Below are 19,560 nucleotides of genomic sequence, written 5' to 3'. Positions count from 1 at the left end.
TCATAAATGAGTAGTTATCTGAAAAATATGAGGAGATAGGAATTTTTTCAGGGAAATAGAGTTGTCTCGTTAATTAATATGAGTGGCTTTGTTGAATAAATCGAGCTTTTGGTCGCAATCAGGACCAGATCACTACATCCCTGGCCTTGTAGTGATATCTCCTGGCAAAAAAGTTCAAAATCACCAGCTGGAACGTTTACAGCAAGGCTCTTGTCAATCGGGGTTCACTGGCATTCTGGCTGGATGAGTAGGCCCTTACTGACTGGTACGACCAACCCAAACCTTCTTTCCGGGGCCGCTCGTAACGTTATTCTGAGCTGGTCATTCCCCCCGTTTTGATGCTTAAACGCGTCTTTCGCCGCGCGCCGCGCAGGGTGTCATTGACCACATTTTTACCTTAATGAAGTTCCCGTTCCGCAGCCTGGATTATTCCTGCGTCAGCAGGCGGTCCAAGTCAATATCCCTTACAAAAAAACCACTGGCGGTGAAATTGCACACCTGGTTATCGACTCCAGTGGCTTAAAGGTTTTCGGTGAGGATGAGTGGAAGGTGAGAAAACACGGTCAGGAAAAGCGTCGCGTCTGTCGGAAACCGCACCTGGCGGCAGACGCAGGAACTCATGAGGTCATCTGCGCTGACCTGTCGCTGAACAATGTGACTGATGCATAGCCCTTCCCGGAGCTATACGTCAGACGCACAGGAAAATCAGGGGCGCCTGCGCCGATGGGGCTTGTGACACAACACATGTGCCATGGCGGGCTAAGGTGCAAGAAAATCAAGGTACTGATCCCGCCGCGAAAATGCGCCGGTTACTGACTGGTGGTGTATGCCAACAGAAATCGTGCGGTGGCGAGCCAACGCCTTACGGGGAGCAATGCTTACTGGCTATAGCACACGGCTTATAACCGGCGTTCGGTGGGGATCTTACGTTGCGGGATTATGATGTGCAGGTCGGTGAAGCTATGGACATGATCCGAGCCTTGAACAAAAGGACGCGTGCAGGGGTGCCAGAAAGTGTACGGGTTGCCTGAGGAAGTCAGGGGCAGGAGGAGCTTTTATCTAAATCCGATTTATTCAACAAAGTCGCTCTGCATGCATAACGTGCATGGTTTTGCATGCAATCTTGAGTGCTCAAATTCGTATTTCTCTACGACGCTTTCGTGCCCGTGGACGCCATTGGTCGGGCGATCGACATTCATCCTGCTGTGATCTGGCCGGGCCGTTATTACGACCCGGAGAGGCATCAGTAATTCCGGGTATCCTGTCCATCGAATATATTCGAATGACTCGTAGAGCTGTGGCCGTCGCTGTACCTCACGTCCTGGCCGCCAAAGATATTGGACTGGCTGGTGGATGTGCTGCCATCACTGTTCCGTACATCTTGACCACCAAAGATATTGGACTGGCTGGTAGATGTGCTGCCATCGCTGTTTCGCACATCCTGACCACCGAAAATATTGGCCTGGCTGGAGGATGTCCGACCATCGCTGTAACGCACATCTTGTCCGCCAAAAATATTCGACTGACTGCTCGATGTCAGTCCGTTGTCATACTGACAATCCTGCCCACCAAAGATATTTGCCTGGCAGCTGTCCGCAGCCGCGTAACCCGCTTGCCCCGCGATCAGACACAACCCCAAAACCAGAGACTTAACGTTCATAGATTCCTTCCAAAAGTAGCGACTCACACCCGATGAATGTTAGTCCTGAGAAAGAAAAAGAGTGTGTCAGCGAATCCTAATTTTATGTAAATCCTGGTCGGGAAAAGCAATGAATTACAAAGGGCTGACGGGTTATATCAAAACATTCTGAAAAACTCGGTGTGTTCCGAATCAGGCAGCGAAACAGCAATGCCTTCTTCTTCACCTGCAAGCTTCATGTTTGCAGCGTCTTGCGGCTGCCGGTGATATTCAGATTACGCAGGGTCAGATGGCCGACGGGAATCACCTCTTACACTGACCGCCGGTGTCTGCGTTTCCAGGTGGTTAAATATCAGCAGCCGCAATAAATAACGGTATGAAGAAAGTGCCGAAAAATTTCAGATCACCTCTGGCGATTCAATGTATATAAATAGCGTACATCATCATATGAAATCGCAGGATTGGTCGCTGATAAATGAAAAATTCATTAAAAGTGATTTTTACGTTGAAAATCGGGTCAGCCCCCGGAATCAGGCACTGTGCTATTGAGCGGTTTGGAAAACCAAACCAGTAATGTAAGGAAAAGAAAAATAAATGACGAAAGATAAAATATTTCATTCGCGGAAATCAGCAGTGACTGTTGTGTAATTAGCTGGTTAATATATTCCAGTGCCTGCGAGGTCGTTAACCCCAGCGATTTTAAGCCACTAAAATAGTGCTCAAACACGGAATTGGCCGGGTTAATATTCTCCGTAAGTTGAGCGTGATGAACTGACTCACGCCGGCTCCATAATGTCATTGTCAGCGAGGTGCCCACAGAGCCAGACAGGGTGCGGAAAAAATTGCTCAGGCTTGTGGCACTCGCCAGCTTGTCGTAAGAGAGCCCTGCCAGAGATATCGTGGTTAAGGGCAGGAAGAAACACGCCACCGCGAACCCCTGTATCAGCTGCGGCAAGACAATGGAGGTGAAACCAATGGTCGGCGTGAACGTAACAGCGCGCCAGTAATAGCAAACGAAATAAACAGAAAAACTGAAGGTCACCAGAACCCGCATATCAATGCTGTTGCTATAGCGACCGATCAGAGGCGCAATAATCAGTGGCATTAAGCCGATAGGTGCATAGGCCAAACCTGCCCACACGGAGGTGTAACCAAAAACACTTTGCAAAAGTTGGGGCATTAAAACAATAGCCCCGGAATAAATCAGGTACGCGCAGACAATACATAAAACGCCGATGCTAAAATTACGCGATTTAAATAAGCTGAAATCGACGATCGGATTTTTATTTTTCACTTCGTGGACCACCAACAACACCAGCGTGACAACTGAAATGAGAGTGAGCGTAACGATTGTTGACGAGTTAAACCAATCTAAATCCTTGCCTTTATCCAGCATAATTTGCAGAGAACCAACGCCCAGGACAAGCAAGCTAAGTCCTACCAGATTAAGTTTGACCGGTTCAGTCGCCGTTTCCCGACCTTTCAGTAAAAAAGAACAAAGTATTACAACAGCGATACCCATAGGTATATTGATAAAGAAGATCCATCCCCAATGGTAATTATCGCAAATATACCCGCCGAGAATAGGCCCAAAAATAGGGGCAATAATGACGGTCATTGACCATATCGCTAACGCGTAGGTGCGTTTTTCCGGAGGATAATTGCGCAGAAGCAAACTTTGCGACAGCGGAATAAGCGGCCCGGCCACCAGCCCTTGAATGATACGAAAGAAAATCAGCATATCGAGACTGGAAGAGATCCCGCAACAAAAGGATGTAATAAAAAACAACGTTACCGAAAGTAAAAAAAGCCATCTTTCACCTAAACGTAACGCGAGTCGTCCGGTGACAGGAATTGAAATAGCGTTGGCAACGCCAAACGAGGTAATGACCCAGGTGCCTTCATCGGAAGATGCGCCCAACGATCCTGAGATAGTTTGTATCGCCACATTCGTGATGGTTGAATCGAGCATCTGCATAAAGGTTGCCATTGCCAGTGCAATAGTAACCAGAATTAATGTGCTTCCTTTAAGTGGCGCCGGAACGCCTGCTGAACACTCCATTATTGAGCTCCATTCCGGGCAATAATCTCGGCGATGTCATGTTCAATTTCCTGTGTATTCACAACCAGCGCCGTACTGTTTAAGGCCGGTGTGCGGATAACGTTGTCAGAGAGGGTGTTTTCTCCCATGCTCACCGCGTCGTCAGAATACAGCGTCGCCGTGGTGGAGAGCCCGATACGTAATGGATGTTTACGCAACTGCGCGGGATCAAGCGCCACACGAACAGGCACGCGTTGAACGACTTTAATCCAGTTTCCGGTGGCATTTTGCGCAGGCAGCAGCGAGAAGCTTCCTCCGGTGCCCATATTTATCCCTGCAACATGGCCTTCATAAGGCACTTTCTTGCCGTATATATCACTAATAAGCGTGACTTTTTGGCCTAAGGAGACACCGTTTAACTGCGTTTCCTTAAAGTTTGCATTAACCCACATTTGATCAAGTGGGATCACTGACATCAGTGTTTGGCCTGCGGAAACGGTTTGGCCCACCTGAACATTGCGTTCTGCGATATAGCCAGTCACCGGGCTGCGAATCACCGTGCGCTGCAGGGTAATCCATGCTTCACGAACGGCATCGGCGGCTTGCTGAACCTGAGGTTGCTTATTCACCGGCGTATCCAGAAGCAAAGCCTGACTGGCTTTATACTGCTGTGTGGCCGCATCTAACGCCGCTTTCTGAGAGGACACTTTATTGCGGTAATGCTCCAGTGCCATTTTTGCAATCAATGCATCACGGCTTAGCCCGTTCTGTCGCGCAAAGTCGGTTACTGCCTGGTCGTAAGCAATCTTTGCCTGCGTAACGCCTGCCTTAAGCTGCCCGTTTTGTAAGGTGAGCTGCTGTATCTGCCTGACCACAAAAGCCAGATTGCTTTTAGATTTCTGGTAAGCGAGTTGTGCATCGGTGTTATCGAGCACGGCCAGGACGTCGCCTTCATTAACTAATTCAGTGTCGGTATGATTCACCGTAATGACGCTGCCATTAATGAGAGCCGACACGGGATTCACGTTTCCTGCTACATAAGCATCATCTGTGGTTTGCTCATTTTTTAGTACTAAATACCAATATGTTATGCTGACGAAAGAGATTATGACGATGGCGATAATCACTGCCATTAGCATTAATTTTTTCTTCTTCTGGTCTGTTTTCACCTGATTATTTCTCACAATGAATTCTTAATTTTCCATGTATTTGGCTATGTCTTTCATCCATGTCAAAGTAGGGGCGGCACTCAATAATGAGCTTAACTGCCTGATAACAGGATTTTTTCAGTAGCCAGTTGTGTCATTATTAGATAATAAAAGGAGAGAGGGTTTATAGAAGAATGAGTCTTATTCTTTGTACAATTTTTCCTACATCTGTAATCAATGTTTGTAATAATTCATTGATTAAAAATTAACAATATTTAAACCTGGCAAGAACAGGTGCTTTATATAACCTAGTCTTCAAAGTACTTTCTCATTTACTGTGCGTTTATATTCTTATTGAAATAACATGTTACTCTATATTTTAAGCAATGGATGCAGTGCCTTTAATATCAAAGGCATTATCATTTCAGATAATACCTGCCGCTATATACATCTGATCAAATAAATACCTTTCCTCATGTGAATGTGAGGAATGCGTGTTTTTTATTTTTGTGTTAAATAAAGGATTGTCATTTAAAAATGAAAGCCATCATCGTAGACGACCACCCTCTGGCACGTATAGCGATAAAAAACTTACTCGATGCTAACGGGATTACACTTCTCGCCGAGTTGGATGACGGCGGCCATGTCGTCAATAAGGTCGAAACCCTCAAACCAGATCTTGTTATCATTGACGTGGATATTCCTACTATCAGCGGTATCGAGGTGCTCGAGCAATTACGCAAACGTCGTTATGCGGGCACTGTCATCGTTATTTCTGCTAAGAATGAAGTGTTTTACGGACAGCGCAGTGCTGAGTTTGGTGCAAACGGATTTGTCAGTAAAAAAGAGGGGTTGAACAATATTATAGCGGCAATAGAAGCGGCTAAAAATGGATATGGTTATTTTCCTTTTACGCTTAATCGATTTTTCGGTGAAACGTCCTCGGAGCAAGATAAGCTGGAATCACTGTCCATGCAGGAAATAAAAGTGTTCCGATATATCATTAATGGCATAGATTACACTAATATAGCCAGCAAAATGAATATCAGCAATAAAACGGTGTGTACCTATAAAAGACGTTTACTGGAAAAGTTAAACTGTAATTCATTGATGGACCTTTTCAGCTTTGCTCAGCGAAATAAACTGGGGTAATGCCATGAGGGTTCTGACTTTTTTATTGCTCATTCTTTTTTTCCCCGTCAATGCGGAAACTGTAAAAAATATTGAAATTAAAAACAGCTTTGTTAACAATTTTGAAAAAGTCAAATTAAGCAAAGATGAAACCCGCTGGATGGCGCAGAAAAAAAGTCTGGTTATTGGCACATGGCTTCCGGAAATTTCTCCCGTTGTTTATAACAGTGTCGATCACTACTACAGAGGAATCAATGCTGACTATCTGGCATTAATGCAGAAAAGTCTGGGGGTGAAAATTACCATCACTCAGTATAAGAATGAGAAAGAAGCTCTGGATGGGCTTAGCAAAAATAACGTTGATATGCTGCTGACGCCTTTGACGCGCAAAATGAATGACTCTGCCAATTTGTTGCATACCGCAGCGTTAGTCAGAACCTATCCGACTCTGGTGACGTCGATAAAAAACACAATGCAACCTTTAGCAACCGACAAAATAGTCACCATTGCCTGCTCGGATTCTTGCCCGTCTGTCGATACCATCAGGAGTGATTTTCCTAATGCGAAAATTAATTTTTATGATAATGACTACCTGGCCATGTCATCCGTCGTGGAAAATGAAAACGTTTATTTTATCGGCAATAATATCACCACCAGTAATTATCTTTCCAAATACTTTCCTCAGTCGTTATCAGTTATGCGTTATTTTATGCGATCAGACCTTAAGAATCATTTCATTCTTAACGCTGAGCAGGTGATATTGCGCAATATCATCAATAACTTCATTGATGCCATCACTAATGAAACCAACATGCAGGTGACTCAAAACTGGCTTGAAAGGGGAAATCTCTCATTTTTAAATAAGCCGCTTTCGCTCTCTGGCCGGGAGCGTTTATGGCTTAAGAGACATAAAAAACTACGCGTACTGATTAATCCTTATTATCCACCGTTTACCATCACTAATGATGAGAATGAAATCCGTGGCATCATGGGGGACATTCTTAATTTAATTCAAATACAAACTGGCCTGGAGTTTGAACCTGTATTTGCTAATTCAAATTCTGAAATGGTCATGAAGATGATGAAAGGGGAATGGGATCTCATTCCTGCCGCCACCTACAGCAATGAAAGGGGGGGGCGTATCGCATTCAGCGACCCGTTTATGAAACTTCCTTTTGTCGTGGTGACGAAAGTTAAACTGCCCGTGGATCTGACACTTAAGACTGTTAATCAGATCGCCATACCGCCTCACTTCACCTTAACCGACCAACTCAAGGAGAAGTATCCCCATATCAAATGGATGGTGGTTGAAAATACCAGTATCGCCATGAGTATGGTGAATAAAGGTGACGTTGATGCCACGGTGACGACTGAGTTATCCGCACGCTATATCATCGACCATTATTACCCCTCGGATCTGAACTATTTACGCCTTTCGGATATGCCGCTGGCACCGATCAGCTTTGCCTTGTCAAAAACCGATCCTGAATTAAAGTCCATTTTGGATAAAGCGCTGGTGTCCATTCCACCGCGGGAGATTTTGCAGCTGACTGAAAAATGGTCAAAAATGCCTAAAGTTCAGATTCAAACCTGGAATCTTTATAGCAAGCAGTTTTACCTTGTTATCGCGTTTGCCGTGACCCTGATTGCCAGCAGTCTGGTGTGGGGATTTTATTTGCAGAGTGAAGTCCGTAAGCGTAAAGAGTCGCAGCGTCAGCTGGAAATTCAGTTACAGCTTAAAGAGCGCCTATCCCGGGCTCTTGAAGAGGAAAAAAATAAGGCGATTCTTGCCACCGAGGCGAAAAGTCAGTTTCTCGCCAGTATGAGCCACGAATTGAGAACCCCCGTCAGCTCTATTGTCGGTTTTTTAGAATTAATGAATCGTCAGGCATTAGATGCTTTGCAGCATAAAGAGGCCATAGAGCAGGTATATACCACCGCGCAATCTTTACTGGGGCTGATCGGCGAAATACTTGATGTTGATAAAGTGGCGTCAGGTAATTATCAAATTCATTACCAGAAAACCTACGTTAACAAGCTGATGCTTGAGATATGTCGTTCATTTGAGGGAATTGCGCAGAAAAAAAATCTGTCTTTACACTACAAAAATACAATGCCGGACGATGTGCAAATGCTGATTGACCCGCAGGCGCTTAGGCAGATTATGAATAATCTGATCAGTAACGCCCTGAAATTTACTGTTCAGGGAAAAATAGACGTGTGCGTACATCAGTATATGTTTAACGATTATCAAACCGGCCTTCAGATCATCGTCAGTGATACGGGGTGCGGTATTTCAGCGGATGAAAAGGCGACCCTCTTCCAGCGTTATTCTCAAGCCGAGCAGGGGCGGATGCAAACCGGTTCGGGGTTAGGGCTGACGATATGCAAAGATCTCGTTTCATTAATGCAGGGTACACTGACGATGGAAAGTCAGCCGGGGTATGGAACGACACTGACTCTTAATCTGCCGGTAGAAATATGTCCTCCTCAGCAAATTGACTTATCTACACCTCAGCGTGAGTCGTTATCTCTTGCGCCGTTGTCAGTTCTTATTGCAGACGATCATCCGACTAACCGGCTGCTGCTTAAAAGGCAGCTACAAAATATCGGTTATGAGGTGGATGAAGCCTGCAACGGTGACGAAGCAGAGCAAATGATCGGCAAAGCACATTACGACTTATTAATTACCGACATTAATATGCCGGGAAAAGATGGAATTACGCTCTCGGGTGATTTAAGAAAGACCTATCCGACGCTCCAGATTTGGGGCCTGACAGCAAATGCTCAGGAGAAAACACGGGAGAAATGCCTGCAAAACGGCATGAATCTCTGCCTGTTTAAACCCGTTTCGTTACGAACGCTGACCCATGAACTTAATAAGATTACGGGGAACCACGCGGTGACATTGCCGGTTTCCCATCTCAATATCGACGTTCTGCATCGTAATACCGGCGGGCAAAAAGAACGGCTTAATGAGCTGATTGAGGTTTTCTATTTTGAAGCCAGGAAAGATCTCGCTGAAGCTGAGCAGGCCGTCGTGAAAGAAGACTTTGGCCGATTCAAACAGGCCGTGCATCGTCTGCACGGTGCCGGTCAGCTTCTCGAAATAAAAGAACTGAAAGATATTCTTTCCCCAATAGAAATGATGGATAAAACTGAGCTCACGAGGCAATTTTGCCTGACGGTGCTGACGAAAATCAGCCGTATTTTGCACAAGGTCAGTGAAGAGATCGCCATTATTTGTCCGGCAGAGCCTGCAACTCTGCCAGACAGATAAACTGAGCACGTTTATAATTAGCGGTCTACATCCAGCAATTCGCTATCAACAATAATGCCATCCTCAGCACCTTTTAAGACTAAATTTGCTTCGTAGTATTTTCCTGAGTCGAGTAATTTACTGGCTTCGGAAACGGCTTCCCGTGTTTGTTTTAACGGCATCAGGTATTGATTTTGCAAAACGCTCATACCCGCTAAACGCAGCGTGTCGATAGCGCCTTTAGGGTCACCCTTGGCGACTTTCTCATTCGCTTTTTTAATGGCGGCTTCTTTTTCGGGAGAGGCAATAAAGTTCTCAGAAATCGCGAAGTTAGAATTAACGATAATGTACTGGTCGTTAATCATTTTGGCGCCGGCGTCCATTTTTGTGAACTTGCTCCAGTCGGTGCTGGCATCGGAGAGCAAATTAGCCGCGTCTCGTGTTAATTGTTTGGCCGCATCAGGCTGACCCTGGAAAATGGCCACTCTGGCAATTTGAATATCGCGCACCGCATCAAACCCCTGTGCGGCCATATTAAGAACATCACTGGCTTCTTTTTTGACCAGATGACTGGCAGGTGTATCAGTTTGCGCTGAGACAGGGGGGGTATCGGCCCATACCGGAGATGCCGTCACCATTGTTGCCATCAGGCTCGCCAATAATAATCTTTTCATAATAAAATCCTGTTGATTTAAGTGAATGTAAAAAACATGTACAGAATAGATTTTATTTTTACTGGTGATAATAAGAATGCCAATTCAATGATGAGAGAAATAACTTACGTACGTCATCCTTATTAAGAGAAGGATGACATGCGTAAGATTCAGATGATAGTGTGCAGGACTGTATCTGATTTCATTGAGTGTATAAAAACAATAAATTAATGAAACGGTTTGGAACGTGTTCATCGAACCAGTGATTACCCTGTCATTTCTCTTAGTCCAGGCATCTAAAAATGAATAACCTGAATGAAAACGTCGCGCATCTTTCATGGTGTGCTCTGGTCGCACTTCATATCAATAATACCCAGTCTCCCTCCAAAAATGCGGCACAAGAAGATCTCTTTTTACTGCGATGGCTTATTCAGGCTCAGCGACAAAAAAGGTTTTCCAGAGAAGTGGCAGATTCCTTAAACGATATGATTACCTTTAGCAGACAGTTAAGTCGGACAATAAGAATCAAGAGGTATTTGTTAACGCTCTGGAATGAACACTCTCGGTTAAATTCAGAGAAATTTTGTCGAAGCGAATGCCAGGCTGACATCTGACCGCGAATATCAATCTCCCCAAAAGACGCTTTATCTAAAATTATCAATCAGGAGTAATCCCTCGTGAGAAAGATTCTGCTCTTTGTCTTCGCTGTCATTGCGATGCCAGCGATTATCTATTCTGCCTGTGCGTCAGATGCGTTCATCCCTGCCAGCATGGCGTGTAAACCCACCTTGTCCAACCGGTCAGCCGGGTTGCCTCCTGAAACATCCGGCAGAGTTTACGAAGGGAATGGCGTCAGGCGCATGAATGTCATTAACCCTCATAAACTGAAAAGCTACCTTTCGAAGAAACTGCTGACTATATCCAGATAGCTCCGTCATTGCAGCGCAGGGCTAACATGGGAATATGCACTTATACATTTTCTAAATCAGCGATCCTGATAATGTCGCTCCAGGATTACAACTGTACTCTTGAGCGTACAATAACGCCCTGTTGCTCTGATATCTTTATCCCCGGCAGGCTTATAAAATTTATTGCATAGCACTTTCAATTTAAATTCCGTCGGTCAGGCTCACGTTTCATTATTTCCCGGCGCGGATTATACATTCTATTTTTTAAATTATTTGACTCTGATAAAAGGTTAATGCCATGAGTGATGATATAAACGGTTCACGATATAACAGTAAAGATGATGTCTACGCGTCAGCAGATTTAGCATCATCATTACCGTCCTCCTCTTTCCCAAACGAAGAACACGAACCGCGCAATATATTCAATGCGATCCGTGATGAATTACTCCTGGATGGTAATTCACGTCAGAACCTTGCGACTTTTTGTCAGACCTGGGTGGATGATGAAATCCGTGAGCTGATGGATTTGTCCATCGACAAAAATATGATCGATAAAGATGAATATCCGCAGACGGCGGAAATAGAAGCGCGCTGCGTGCGAATGCTGGCCGACCTGTGGAATTCGCCAACGCCGGACACCACGCTGGGCTGCTCGACGATTGGCTCTTCAGAAGCGGCGATGCTGGGCGGGTTAGCGCTGAAGTGGCAGTGGCGTAAGAAACGCGCAGCACAAGGTTTGTCAGTGGATAAACCCAACCTGATTTGCGGCCCGGTACAAATTTGCTGGCACAAATTTGCCCGCTATTTTGACGTCGAATTGCGTGAAATTCCTCTGGAAGGCGATCGTCTGATCATGTGTCCGGAAGAGGTGTTAAAGCGTGTGGATGAAAACACCATCGGGGTGATCCCTACGCTTGGCGTGACATTTACCTGCCAGTACGAGCCGGTAAAAGCGGTGAGCGATGCGCTTGATCAGCTGCAGCTGCAGACCGGGCAGGATATTCCCATGCATATCGACGGTGCCAGCGGCGGTTTTCTGGCGCCATTTTGTGCGCCGGAACTGGAGTGGGATTTCCGGCTGCCGCGGGTTAAATCCATCAATGCATCAGGCCATAAATTCGGTCTGGCCCCGCTTGGCGCAGGCTGGGTCGTGTGGCGTGAGGTGGCAGACTTGCCTGAAGAGCTGATTTTCAATGTTAACTATCTGGGCGGCAACATGCCGACCTTTGCGCTTAACTTTTCACGACCGGGCGGGCAGATCGTTGCCCAGTACTACAACTTCCTGCGCCTGGGGCGTGAGGGTTACGCCAAAATCCATAATGCCTGCTACGCCACGGCTCAGCATCTGGCAGCGGAAATCGGCAAGCTCGGGCCGTTTGAGATCATTTTCGATGGCGACAGCCAAAAAGGTATCCCTGCACTGGCCTGGACGCTGAAAGAGGGCGCTTACCTTGGCGGTTACACTCTCTACGATCTGGCTGAGAAACTCCGCGTGCGTGGCTGGCAGGTGCCGGCTTACTCCATGCCGTCCCACCGTGAAGATTTGGTGATTCAGCGCATTCTGGTCCGTCACGGTGTGAGCTACGACCTCGGCTGCCTGCTCATTGAAGATATGAAACGTGCGCTGAATGATTTCATGAGTCACCCGCTCAGCCAGCCTTCCAGCGCATCACGCACGGGCGGCTTTAATCACGCATAAACGCGTGACCTCTCTTGTTCCGGGGTGACCCGAAAGTCACCCCCTAAATTTCAGATTAAAACTTACTGAGAAGACTCTGCGCTTCCTTCAGGAGATCAGTTATGGCGAGCACAGTAAAAAGCGCCGCACCTAAGCAATTATCGTTGTTGGGCTTTTTTGCTATCACGGCGTCGATGGTGATGGCCGTTTATGAATATCCCACGTTTGCTACCTCGGGTTTTTCCCTTATTTTCTTTTTGCTGTTGGGCGGTCTGCTGTGGTTTATTCCCGTCGGTCTTTGTGCGGCGGAAATGGCGACGGTAGAAGGGTGGCAGGAGGGGGGCGTTTTCACCTGGGTTTCTAAAACGCTGGGTGAAAAATGGGGGTTTGCGGCTATTTCGTTCGGCTATTTGCAAATCGCGATAGGGTTTATCCCGATGCTCTATTTTGTACTGGGCGCGCTCTCTTACATCCTCAAATGGCCGGCGTTGAACAGCGATCCGATAGTGAAAACGGTGGCCGCGCTGGTGATCCTCTGGGGTCTTGCTTTAACGCAGTTTGGCGGCACCAAAAATACAGCGCGCATTGCTAAAATCGGCTTCTTTGCCGGCATCCTGCTTCCTGCGGCAATCCTGGTTGTCTTGGCGATCAGCTATCTTCATTCCGGTGCGCCGGTAGCTATCGACATGAGCGTGTCGACCTTCTTCCCGGACTTTACTCAGATGGGAACCCTGGTGGTGTTTGTGGCCTTTATCCTGAGTTACATGGGTGTTGAAGCGTCCGCGACCCACGTCAACGAGATGAAGAATCCGGGGCGCGACTATCCGCTCGCCATGCTGCTGTTGATGTTTGCGGCCATTTGCCTGAGTTCTGTGGGCGGTCTGTCTATTGCTGCGGTGATCCCGCATGACGACATTAACCTTTCGGCTGGTGTCATGCAGACCTTCAGCGTGCTGATCAATCACCTGGGTAGCGGTTTTGAGTGGGCAATCCGCGGCATTGCTGCACTGTTATTGTTAGGTGTGCTGGCGGAAATCGCCGCCTGGATTGTCGGGCCTTCCCGCGGAATGCTGGTGACAGCGCAAAAAGGGATCCTGCCTGCCAGTTTCGCAAAAATGAATAAGAACGGTGTGCCTGTTGTTCTGGTGATTTCCCAGTTAATTATCACCTCTGTGGCGCTGATTGTTCTGACCAATACCGGGGGCGGCAATAATATGTCTTTCCTGATTGCACTGGCACTGACCGTGGTGATTTATCTGTGCAGCTATTTCCTGCTGTTCCTCGGTTATATCAACCTCGTGCGTAAGCAGTCAGCAAACAAACGTACTTTCAATATACCCGGTGGCAAAGCGGTGAAACTGACCGTTGCGGTCGTGGGTCTGATGGCATCACTGGTTGCCTTTGTGGTGTCATTCTGTCCACCGACAGGTCTGCCAGGCAGCGATGCGAACACTCTTTACGCGGGCCTGCTGGTCGTATGCTTCCTGATCGTGCTGTCCATTCCGTTCATTATTTATGCCCTGCATGATAAGCGTGCGAAGCGCAGTAATATCACGCTAAAACCCGTCAGCAGTGATTCAGCGCCAGAAGGGCATTTCTTTATTCATCCGCGTGCCCGCTCAATGCACCATATCTTTGTCGATAATAAAAAAGTGCATTAACCGGTAGTCAATAAGCCAGGCAGGAATGTCTGGCTTATTAACGTCATGCGAGGGGCTGCAAAGGAATGTATGCCGCGGTTTTGATCGCGATTTAAACGTCGAGTTTACGGCCCGTCAGCCATTCGACCATGGCCGGATCGCGATGCGAGAAGAAGGCGCTGGTTGCGGTATCGAGAGCGGTAATACGCAGCATGTCTTCAGCATTAAGCTCAAAATCGAGCACAGTGATGTTTTCTTCCATACGCGCTTTACGCACGGATTTTGCCAGTGAAACGATGCCGCGCTGGAAGATCCAACGCAGGACTATCTGACCGACGCTTTTGCCATACTTTTTACCCAACTCAGCCAGGACGGGATGCTGGAACAAGCCATTTTTCCCTTCTGCAAAGGGCGCCCAGGCTTCAGGCTGGATACCCCGGCTTTGCATCCAGGGTGCGGCGTGCAGTTGCTGGTTGAAAGGGTTCACTTCAATCTGATTCACCGCGGGGATGACCTTATTAAATGCCACAAGATCGGCCAGTCTGTCGGGTTGGAAATTACTCACACCGATAGCGCGGATCTTGCCTGCCTGCTGCAGTTCCTCCATCGCCCGCCACGCCCCATGAACATCACCGTAGGGCTGATGAATAAGATACAGATCGACATAGTCCAGCTGCAGGCGATTCAGCGAACGTTCGAACTGGGCTTTTGCCCCTTCGTAATGCGTATCCTGTAACCAGAGTTTCGTGGTGACAAAGAGTTCATCACGGGCGATCCCACTGTGCTTAAGCGCATTGCCGACCTGAGTTTCATTCTGATAGGACGCCGCGGTATCAATCAGGCGATAACCTGTTTCGACAGCATCAATAACCGCACGCTCGCATTCGGCGGCATCCGTCATCTGAAATACGCCAAATCCCAGCAGGGGCATTTCAATACCATTGTTCAGTGTGACTGTTTGCATGACGTTATCCTCCGGCGATTGTGTCGGAAAAGCATAACGCAGAGTCATTTATTTTATTAGGTGGGGTAATGAGATAGGGTTAATTAGTTGTATTCATCAATATGGCCGTTAACGGAGTGTGAACTGGGTTGGGTGTGGCAGGAGACTCATGTGAAGGCGCTGTTTGAGTGTGCTATAAAATAATGCTCTACAGATAAATTTTCGCAAACGGATAGTTTCTTTTGATATGTTGGATTTTCAAGGGAAACTGAACAAGGGATGGAAGTATGGAAATCACATCTATAGCCGGCGTCTGGAAAATATTTATACCCGCACTGCCTTATTTGAAAAAATTATTTATCTTCGATACTTTTTTTTCATTATCTTATGAGAAGAAAGCGGAAGCTATCACCTATCTTACAGAGTGTGTGGATGAAGAAGAAACTCTGGAGAAATATAAACAGGAACTCAAGTTATCAGAATATAAAATGTCCGGCAATTACTTGCTGAATATTTATATGTTGAAGTATTACATTTTAAATCCTGCTAAGCATAAAAAATTCTGTAAGTCCCTGTTTCTTTTTAAAGGTTTTTATAAATACCGTGACCATGAAGTGACAATAAAAAAGAATGTCATCTGGATAATCATACTTATGTTTATTATAGGTTTTATTGCTGGCGCGGGCGCCTTGTTTTCCTGGGCGACAATTACATCAACCCCATTAAAATGGACATATTCTGTCGGAGGGTTAATCATTTTTACTCAGTATGTTTTTTATTCTCTCTATATGCTATTTAGCTACATCAGTCTCAGGCGTAACGCAATAAACTTTAATGTATTCATCTCCATATTACGTATAAAAAAGGCATTGTCCGATAACAATATTGTTTAGGCGGATAACTTAATTTTTCAAAAACAGTTTTAGTCGGGCATCAGATTGATAGTGTTTCGAAGAGAGTCACATCAACAGCCTATAAAAGGGGAAAACGTGCGGGCAGAAATGAAGGAAAAAATCATCAGAATCTGTGAGGCAAAAATCGTGGCGAAGGGCAGCCATGTAGGGCTGTCATTCTATGCATTTTTTGCGAATAAAAATGATGAACCGGAACTGCTGATGGAGGTGGCACATTGGTGGATTATGGAGATGAAACTGGATCACTTTGAAAAGGCTGAAAAGATAAAATCCCTCGTTTTAGCCCTGTAACGAACCTGCCAGGTTTACAGCTCTTTGGCTGAGAAATTTCTCCATGCGAAGGTCGCAGTTAATATCACGAGGGGAAGGAATATGCTTATTTTTTCTCACACCGCGATGCGCTGACCGCAACCTGGCACTTACCTGAACGGCGTCAGGTAAGTGCCAGAAACGGGCATTGCCCAGATTATTTCTTCTTATTAAGCATCGACTTTAAATCCGCAAACGGACTGTAAGTGGCTGCCTCAACATCATTTTGCGCGTCTTCACCCGCCACCACGTTTGTGCCGTACAGATCGGCTTCGGTGTACTTAGAGTGTTCGTTGTCGTGGCAGTACAGACACAACAACTCCCAGTTGCTGCCATCTGCCGGGTTATTGTTGTGATCGTGATCGATATGGTGAACCGTTAACTCGCGCAGGTTTGAATACACAAACTCGCGGGAGCAGCGCCCGCATACCCATGGATAGATTTTTAGTGCTTTCTCGCGGTAGCCGCTTTCCAGCCGCGAGTAGTTTTTTGGGATCAGAGCCATTGCCGACATTGCCTGTAATCAAGAGGTCATTTTACGAAAGTGCCCTCAATATATCCCATAAAGGAACGCAAGGAGAAATGAAAGAAGAGCGGCAAAGCGTTCATGTTATCCGGCCCGCTTAACCCTGGTGGTCAGCGCCATACCTGCACTGGCCAGCGTAAAGACGGCCATTATCCAGCCCATCGTCCAGGGGGTGCCATCGCTGAGCAGGGCCAGTAAAAGGGATGAAATAATGCCGCTGCCGTATTGCAGGGAGCCCATCAGGGCCGACGCGGAGCCCGCGACGTTCGGCACCGCGTCCAGCGCACAGGCCGTCGAAGTGGCGGCAATAATGCCGTTCATGGAAAAGAACACAAATACCGCGACAACAATCAGGCCAATTCCGCCGAAGCCAAAACCGGTCGCGGCGGCAAGGATAACGGCGGCGAGGCTGGCGGCGAACACGGCAAATCTGAGCAACGACTCCAGCGGATAACGATGTACCAGGCGGCGGTTCACTACGCTGACGGCCATCAGCCCGATGATATTCACCGCAAACAGCCAGCCGTAATGCTGCGGATCAACGCCGAAATAACGGATGTACACGAACGGAGAGCCGGTGATAAACGCATAGGCCGCGACGTAGTAAAAGGTCAGGCAAAGCGTGAAACGCATAAAACTGGCGTTTTTCAGCAAGATGGCATAGTTCGCGAACGCGCCGGACAAGGAGGCTTTCACCCGTTTTTCAGCAGGCAATGTTTCCTCAAGCCAGAACAGCGAGACCAGCATCAGCACGCCGATTATCGCCAGCAGCCAGAAGATGGTGTGCCATGAGGTGACTTTAATCATCTGTCCGCCGATAAGCGGCCCGGCAATGGGCGCAACCGCCATGATGATCATCAGCGTTGAGAGCATTTGTGCAGCACGCGTGCGACTGAACAAATCGCGGATCATTGCCCGCGCCAGCATGGGGCCAGTGCAGGCTCCCAGCGCCTGAAAGACTCGCCAGAAAACGATCTGCACGATATCCGTCGACAGTGCGCATCCCACCGATCCCGCAATAAACAACACCATGCCAATGAACAAGGGCAGGCTTCGGCCAAAGTGGTCACTCACCGGCCCCCAGACCAACTGGGCAATGCAAAAGCCGATCAAAAAGCCGGTGATCGTCAACTCTGCGTCACCCTGTAAATCTGTTGCCATCACCGGCATCGCAGGCAGATAGATGTCGGTGGATAAGGAGGTGATCGCCATTAACGCGCTGAGAATTAACACCAGTGAAAGGCCGGTCGTTTTTCCGGCAGCGGGCGGCGATAGCGCCTGTGAAGGGGTCATGGTTATCCATCGGGACAGTAAAAGAAGCAGGCATAGTAGCGGGTTTACGGGCGCAGATAATGGCGTCCGGCAGGATAGCCACTATGAGCTGAATTCATGAATGGGGCGTCACTGTGTTTGTGGGCGAGGTAATTATTATTGATTATGATTGTAATCAAAATGAGTTGACACTTTAGATGATGATTATCATTATTAATGCACCTCATTGAACACAGTGCCAAAAGTGCTGCGGCGATGCACAGCCCGCCAAAGATAAATGACACTCATCAGAGAACAACGTATGACTCAAACACATTCTGCAGTGCTGATTACCGGTGCCTCCAGCGGCTTTGGCGAAGAGTTTGCCAGACAATATGCCAGGCTTGGCCACCGGCTGGTGTTGGTCGCGCGCCGGCTGGACCGGCTCGAAGAGCTGGCGGCCTCGTTGCGGCAGGAATACACCATTGAGGTGCAGGTTGAACAGGTCGATCTGTCAGACATTCAGGCCGTCACTGAGCTTCACCAGCGCCTTGCAGCACAAGGCGTCGTCATCGATATCCTCATTAATAATGCCGGGCACGGTCTACAGGGAGCATTTCTGGACAGCCCGGCGGAGGCTATTTTGTCGATGATCCAGCTCGACATCACCAGCCTGACGCTGATGACACGCCTGTTCGGCGAGGACATGAGAAAGCGTAAGCAGGGTAAAATCTTACAGGTTGCGAGTATTTTAGCCTTTCAGGGGGTTGAGCATTTTGCGGTGTATTCAGCGGCTAAAGCCTATGTGCTGCGTCTGGGGGAAGCGTTACACCGGGAATTCCGGCGGGACAATGTGACGGTAACGACCCTGTGCCCCGGACTGACTGACACGGGCTTTGCAAGCGTTGCTCAGCAGAAAGTCACGCCGCTAATGCGTATGACCATGATGCAAACGCCTCCGGTGGTCCGCGCCGGTATCCGTGCGCTGGACGCGGGGCGGATAAGCGTGGTGGCGGGGTTTGGCAATAAGCTAAACGCGGTATTCATGTGGGCAACCCCCCGCTGGATCCATCAGGCTTTTTTATCCAGAATCATGAATGCCTGATTTATGACAGTGACAGGTAAATGCGCAAGCCCTGTGTATTTGCCTGTCATTGCGTCCTGTTAAATACCGCCGGGATAACGTCGGCGAGAATTAAAATCGGTGCAATTAATATATTTCACCAATATAAATAATAGTAATATATAAATTATCAATGAATCATTCCTCTCCGCTCCCTGTTTCTCCTCCTGTGTTGCGTTAAATTATTATACATTTAGTGCGCCTTAAGATGATTATTATGTAACGCACCTTTTATAGATGTGCTTCTCACGCGCTGCGTATTATCGGTGATGTGCTTTTTTCCTGTCTGTATGACAGCGTTTTCTGGCTATTCATATTAAGTTACTATTTATCCTAATACTGTAATTTGTTGATTTTAATGATTTAAAATATCTTATTTAAACCTGATATAAATCAA

At 47.2% G+C, this 19,560-nt stretch carries 16 protein-coding genes and 1 pseudogene; 10 read left to right on the top strand and 7 right to left on the bottom strand.

What is annotated here, in order from left to right; genetic code table 11:
• Positions 1–161: 161 nt before the first annotated feature.
• Both ACQZQY_RS22105 and ACQZQY_RS22100 read left to right on the top strand, forming a co-directional pair.
• Positions 162–1,031 (top strand): annotated as a pseudogene (locus ACQZQY_RS22105) (IS5 family transposase).
• A gap of 96 nt (positions 1,032–1,127) precedes the next feature.
• The gene (locus tag ACQZQY_RS22100; protein WP_431296420.1) at positions 1,128–1,250 is read left to right on the top strand and encodes a hypothetical protein; all 123 of its coding nucleotides are present in this window, start codon (positions 1,128–1,130) and stop codon (positions 1,248–1,250) included.
• Here the strand turns inward: ACQZQY_RS22100 and ACQZQY_RS22095 are convergent.
• The 3 genes from ACQZQY_RS22095 to ACQZQY_RS22085 form a co-directional block, all read right to left on the bottom strand.
• Positions 1,244–1,660 carry a hypothetical protein gene (locus tag ACQZQY_RS22095; protein WP_183850208.1) on the bottom strand — a complete coding sequence of 139 codons (417 nt, stop codon included), beginning with the start codon at positions 1,658–1,660 and terminating at the stop codon, positions 1,244–1,246. The two genes, ACQZQY_RS22100 and ACQZQY_RS22095, sit on opposite strands and share 7 nt — an antisense overlap.
• A 496-nt stretch (positions 1,661–2,156) precedes the next feature.
• Positions 2,157–3,701, bottom strand: coding sequence for a DHA2 family efflux MFS transporter permease subunit (locus ACQZQY_RS22090; RefSeq protein ID WP_431296419.1), 1,545 nt, complete (start codon positions 3,699–3,701; stop codon positions 2,157–2,159).
• Entirely contained in the window at positions 3,701–4,819 is a 1,119-nt protein-coding gene (locus tag ACQZQY_RS22085; RefSeq protein WP_431297228.1) for an HlyD family efflux transporter periplasmic adaptor subunit, read from the bottom strand. Before ACQZQY_RS22085 ends, ACQZQY_RS22090 begins: the two co-directional genes overlap by 1 nt.
• 546 nt (positions 4,820–5,365) lie before the next feature.
• Between ACQZQY_RS22085 and evgA the strand changes: the two genes are divergently transcribed.
• Together evgA and ACQZQY_RS22075 are read left to right on the top strand one after the other, a co-directional pair.
• Entirely contained in the window at positions 5,366–5,980 is a 615-nt protein-coding gene (evgA, locus tag ACQZQY_RS22080) for an acid-sensing system DNA-binding response regulator EvgA (RefSeq protein ID WP_056781923.1), read from the top strand.
• A 4-nt stretch (positions 5,981–5,984) separates the two neighbouring features.
• Positions 5,985–9,239 carry a response regulator gene (locus tag ACQZQY_RS22075; protein ID WP_431296418.1) on the top strand — a complete coding sequence of 1,085 codons (3,255 nt, stop codon included), beginning with the start codon at positions 5,985–5,987 and terminating at the stop codon, positions 9,237–9,239.
• Between the two features lie 17 nt (positions 9,240–9,256).
• Here ACQZQY_RS22075 and ACQZQY_RS22070 read toward each other — a convergent pair whose 3' ends face one another.
• Entirely contained in the window at positions 9,257–9,892 is a 636-nt protein-coding gene (locus tag ACQZQY_RS22070; protein WP_183850214.1) for a YfdX family protein, read from the bottom strand.
• Positions 9,893–10,173: 281 nt separating this feature from the next.
• Between ACQZQY_RS22070 and ACQZQY_RS22065 the strand changes: the two genes are divergently transcribed.
• From ACQZQY_RS22065 to gadC, 3 genes are all read left to right on the top strand, one after another.
• Positions 10,174–10,485 carry a DUF2913 family protein gene (locus ACQZQY_RS22065; RefSeq protein WP_390973104.1) on the top strand — a complete coding sequence of 104 codons (312 nt, stop codon included), beginning with the start codon at positions 10,174–10,176 and terminating at the stop codon, positions 10,483–10,485.
• Between the two features lie 592 nt (positions 10,486–11,077).
• A complete protein-coding gene (locus ACQZQY_RS22060) occupies positions 11,078–12,478 on the top strand; it encodes a glutamate decarboxylase (RefSeq protein WP_431296417.1) in 1,401 nt (466 codons plus the stop codon).
• Positions 12,479–12,579: 101 nt separating this feature from the next.
• Positions 12,580–14,118, top strand: coding sequence for a glutamate:gamma-aminobutyrate antiporter (gene gadC / locus ACQZQY_RS22055; RefSeq protein ID WP_431296416.1), 1,539 nt, complete (start codon positions 12,580–12,582; stop codon positions 14,116–14,118).
• 91 nt (positions 14,119–14,209) lie between these two features.
• Here the strand turns inward: gadC and ACQZQY_RS22050 are convergent, their stop codons facing one another.
• Positions 14,210–15,061, bottom strand: a complete 852-nt coding sequence (locus ACQZQY_RS22050) for an aldo/keto reductase (RefSeq protein WP_431296415.1) — start codon at positions 15,059–15,061, stop codon at positions 14,210–14,212.
• A 266-nt stretch (positions 15,062–15,327) separates the two neighbouring features.
• On the opposite strand from ACQZQY_RS22050, the gene ACQZQY_RS22045 reads away from it, so the two are divergent.
• The gene (locus tag ACQZQY_RS22045) at positions 15,328–15,933 is read left to right on the top strand and encodes a hypothetical protein (RefSeq protein ID WP_431296414.1); all 606 of its coding nucleotides are present in this window, start codon (positions 15,328–15,330) and stop codon (positions 15,931–15,933) included.
• Positions 15,934–16,029: 96 nt separating this feature from the next.
• Entirely contained in the window at positions 16,030–16,245 is a 216-nt protein-coding gene (locus ACQZQY_RS22040) for a DUF6500 family protein (protein ID WP_056781909.1), read from the top strand.
• 175 nt (positions 16,246–16,420) lie between these two features.
• Here ACQZQY_RS22040 and yajD read toward each other — a convergent pair whose 3' ends face one another.
• Together yajD and ACQZQY_RS22030 are read right to left on the bottom strand one after the other, a co-directional pair.
• Positions 16,421–16,768, bottom strand: coding sequence for an HNH nuclease YajD (gene yajD / locus ACQZQY_RS22035; protein WP_056781907.1), 348 nt, complete (start codon positions 16,766–16,768; stop codon positions 16,421–16,423).
• Positions 16,769–16,873: 105 nt separating this feature from the next.
• A complete protein-coding gene (locus ACQZQY_RS22030) occupies positions 16,874–18,082 on the bottom strand; it encodes a multidrug effflux MFS transporter (RefSeq protein WP_431296413.1) in 1,209 nt (402 codons plus the stop codon).
• Between the two features lie 280 nt (positions 18,083–18,362).
• On the opposite strand from ACQZQY_RS22030, the gene ACQZQY_RS22025 reads away from it, so the two are divergent.
• On the top strand, positions 18,363–19,145 hold the full coding sequence (locus tag ACQZQY_RS22025; protein WP_056781903.1) for an SDR family NAD(P)-dependent oxidoreductase: 783 nt from the start codon (positions 18,363–18,365) through the stop codon (positions 19,143–19,145).
• The last annotated feature ends 415 nt before the right edge of the window (positions 19,146–19,560 follow it).

This window comes from Rahnella sp. PAMC25559 (assembly GCF_050632365.1).
Lineage (GTDB): Bacteria > Pseudomonadota > Gammaproteobacteria > Enterobacterales > Enterobacteriaceae > Rahnella > Rahnella rivi.
This window is presented reverse-complemented; position numbering and strand designations above follow the sequence as displayed.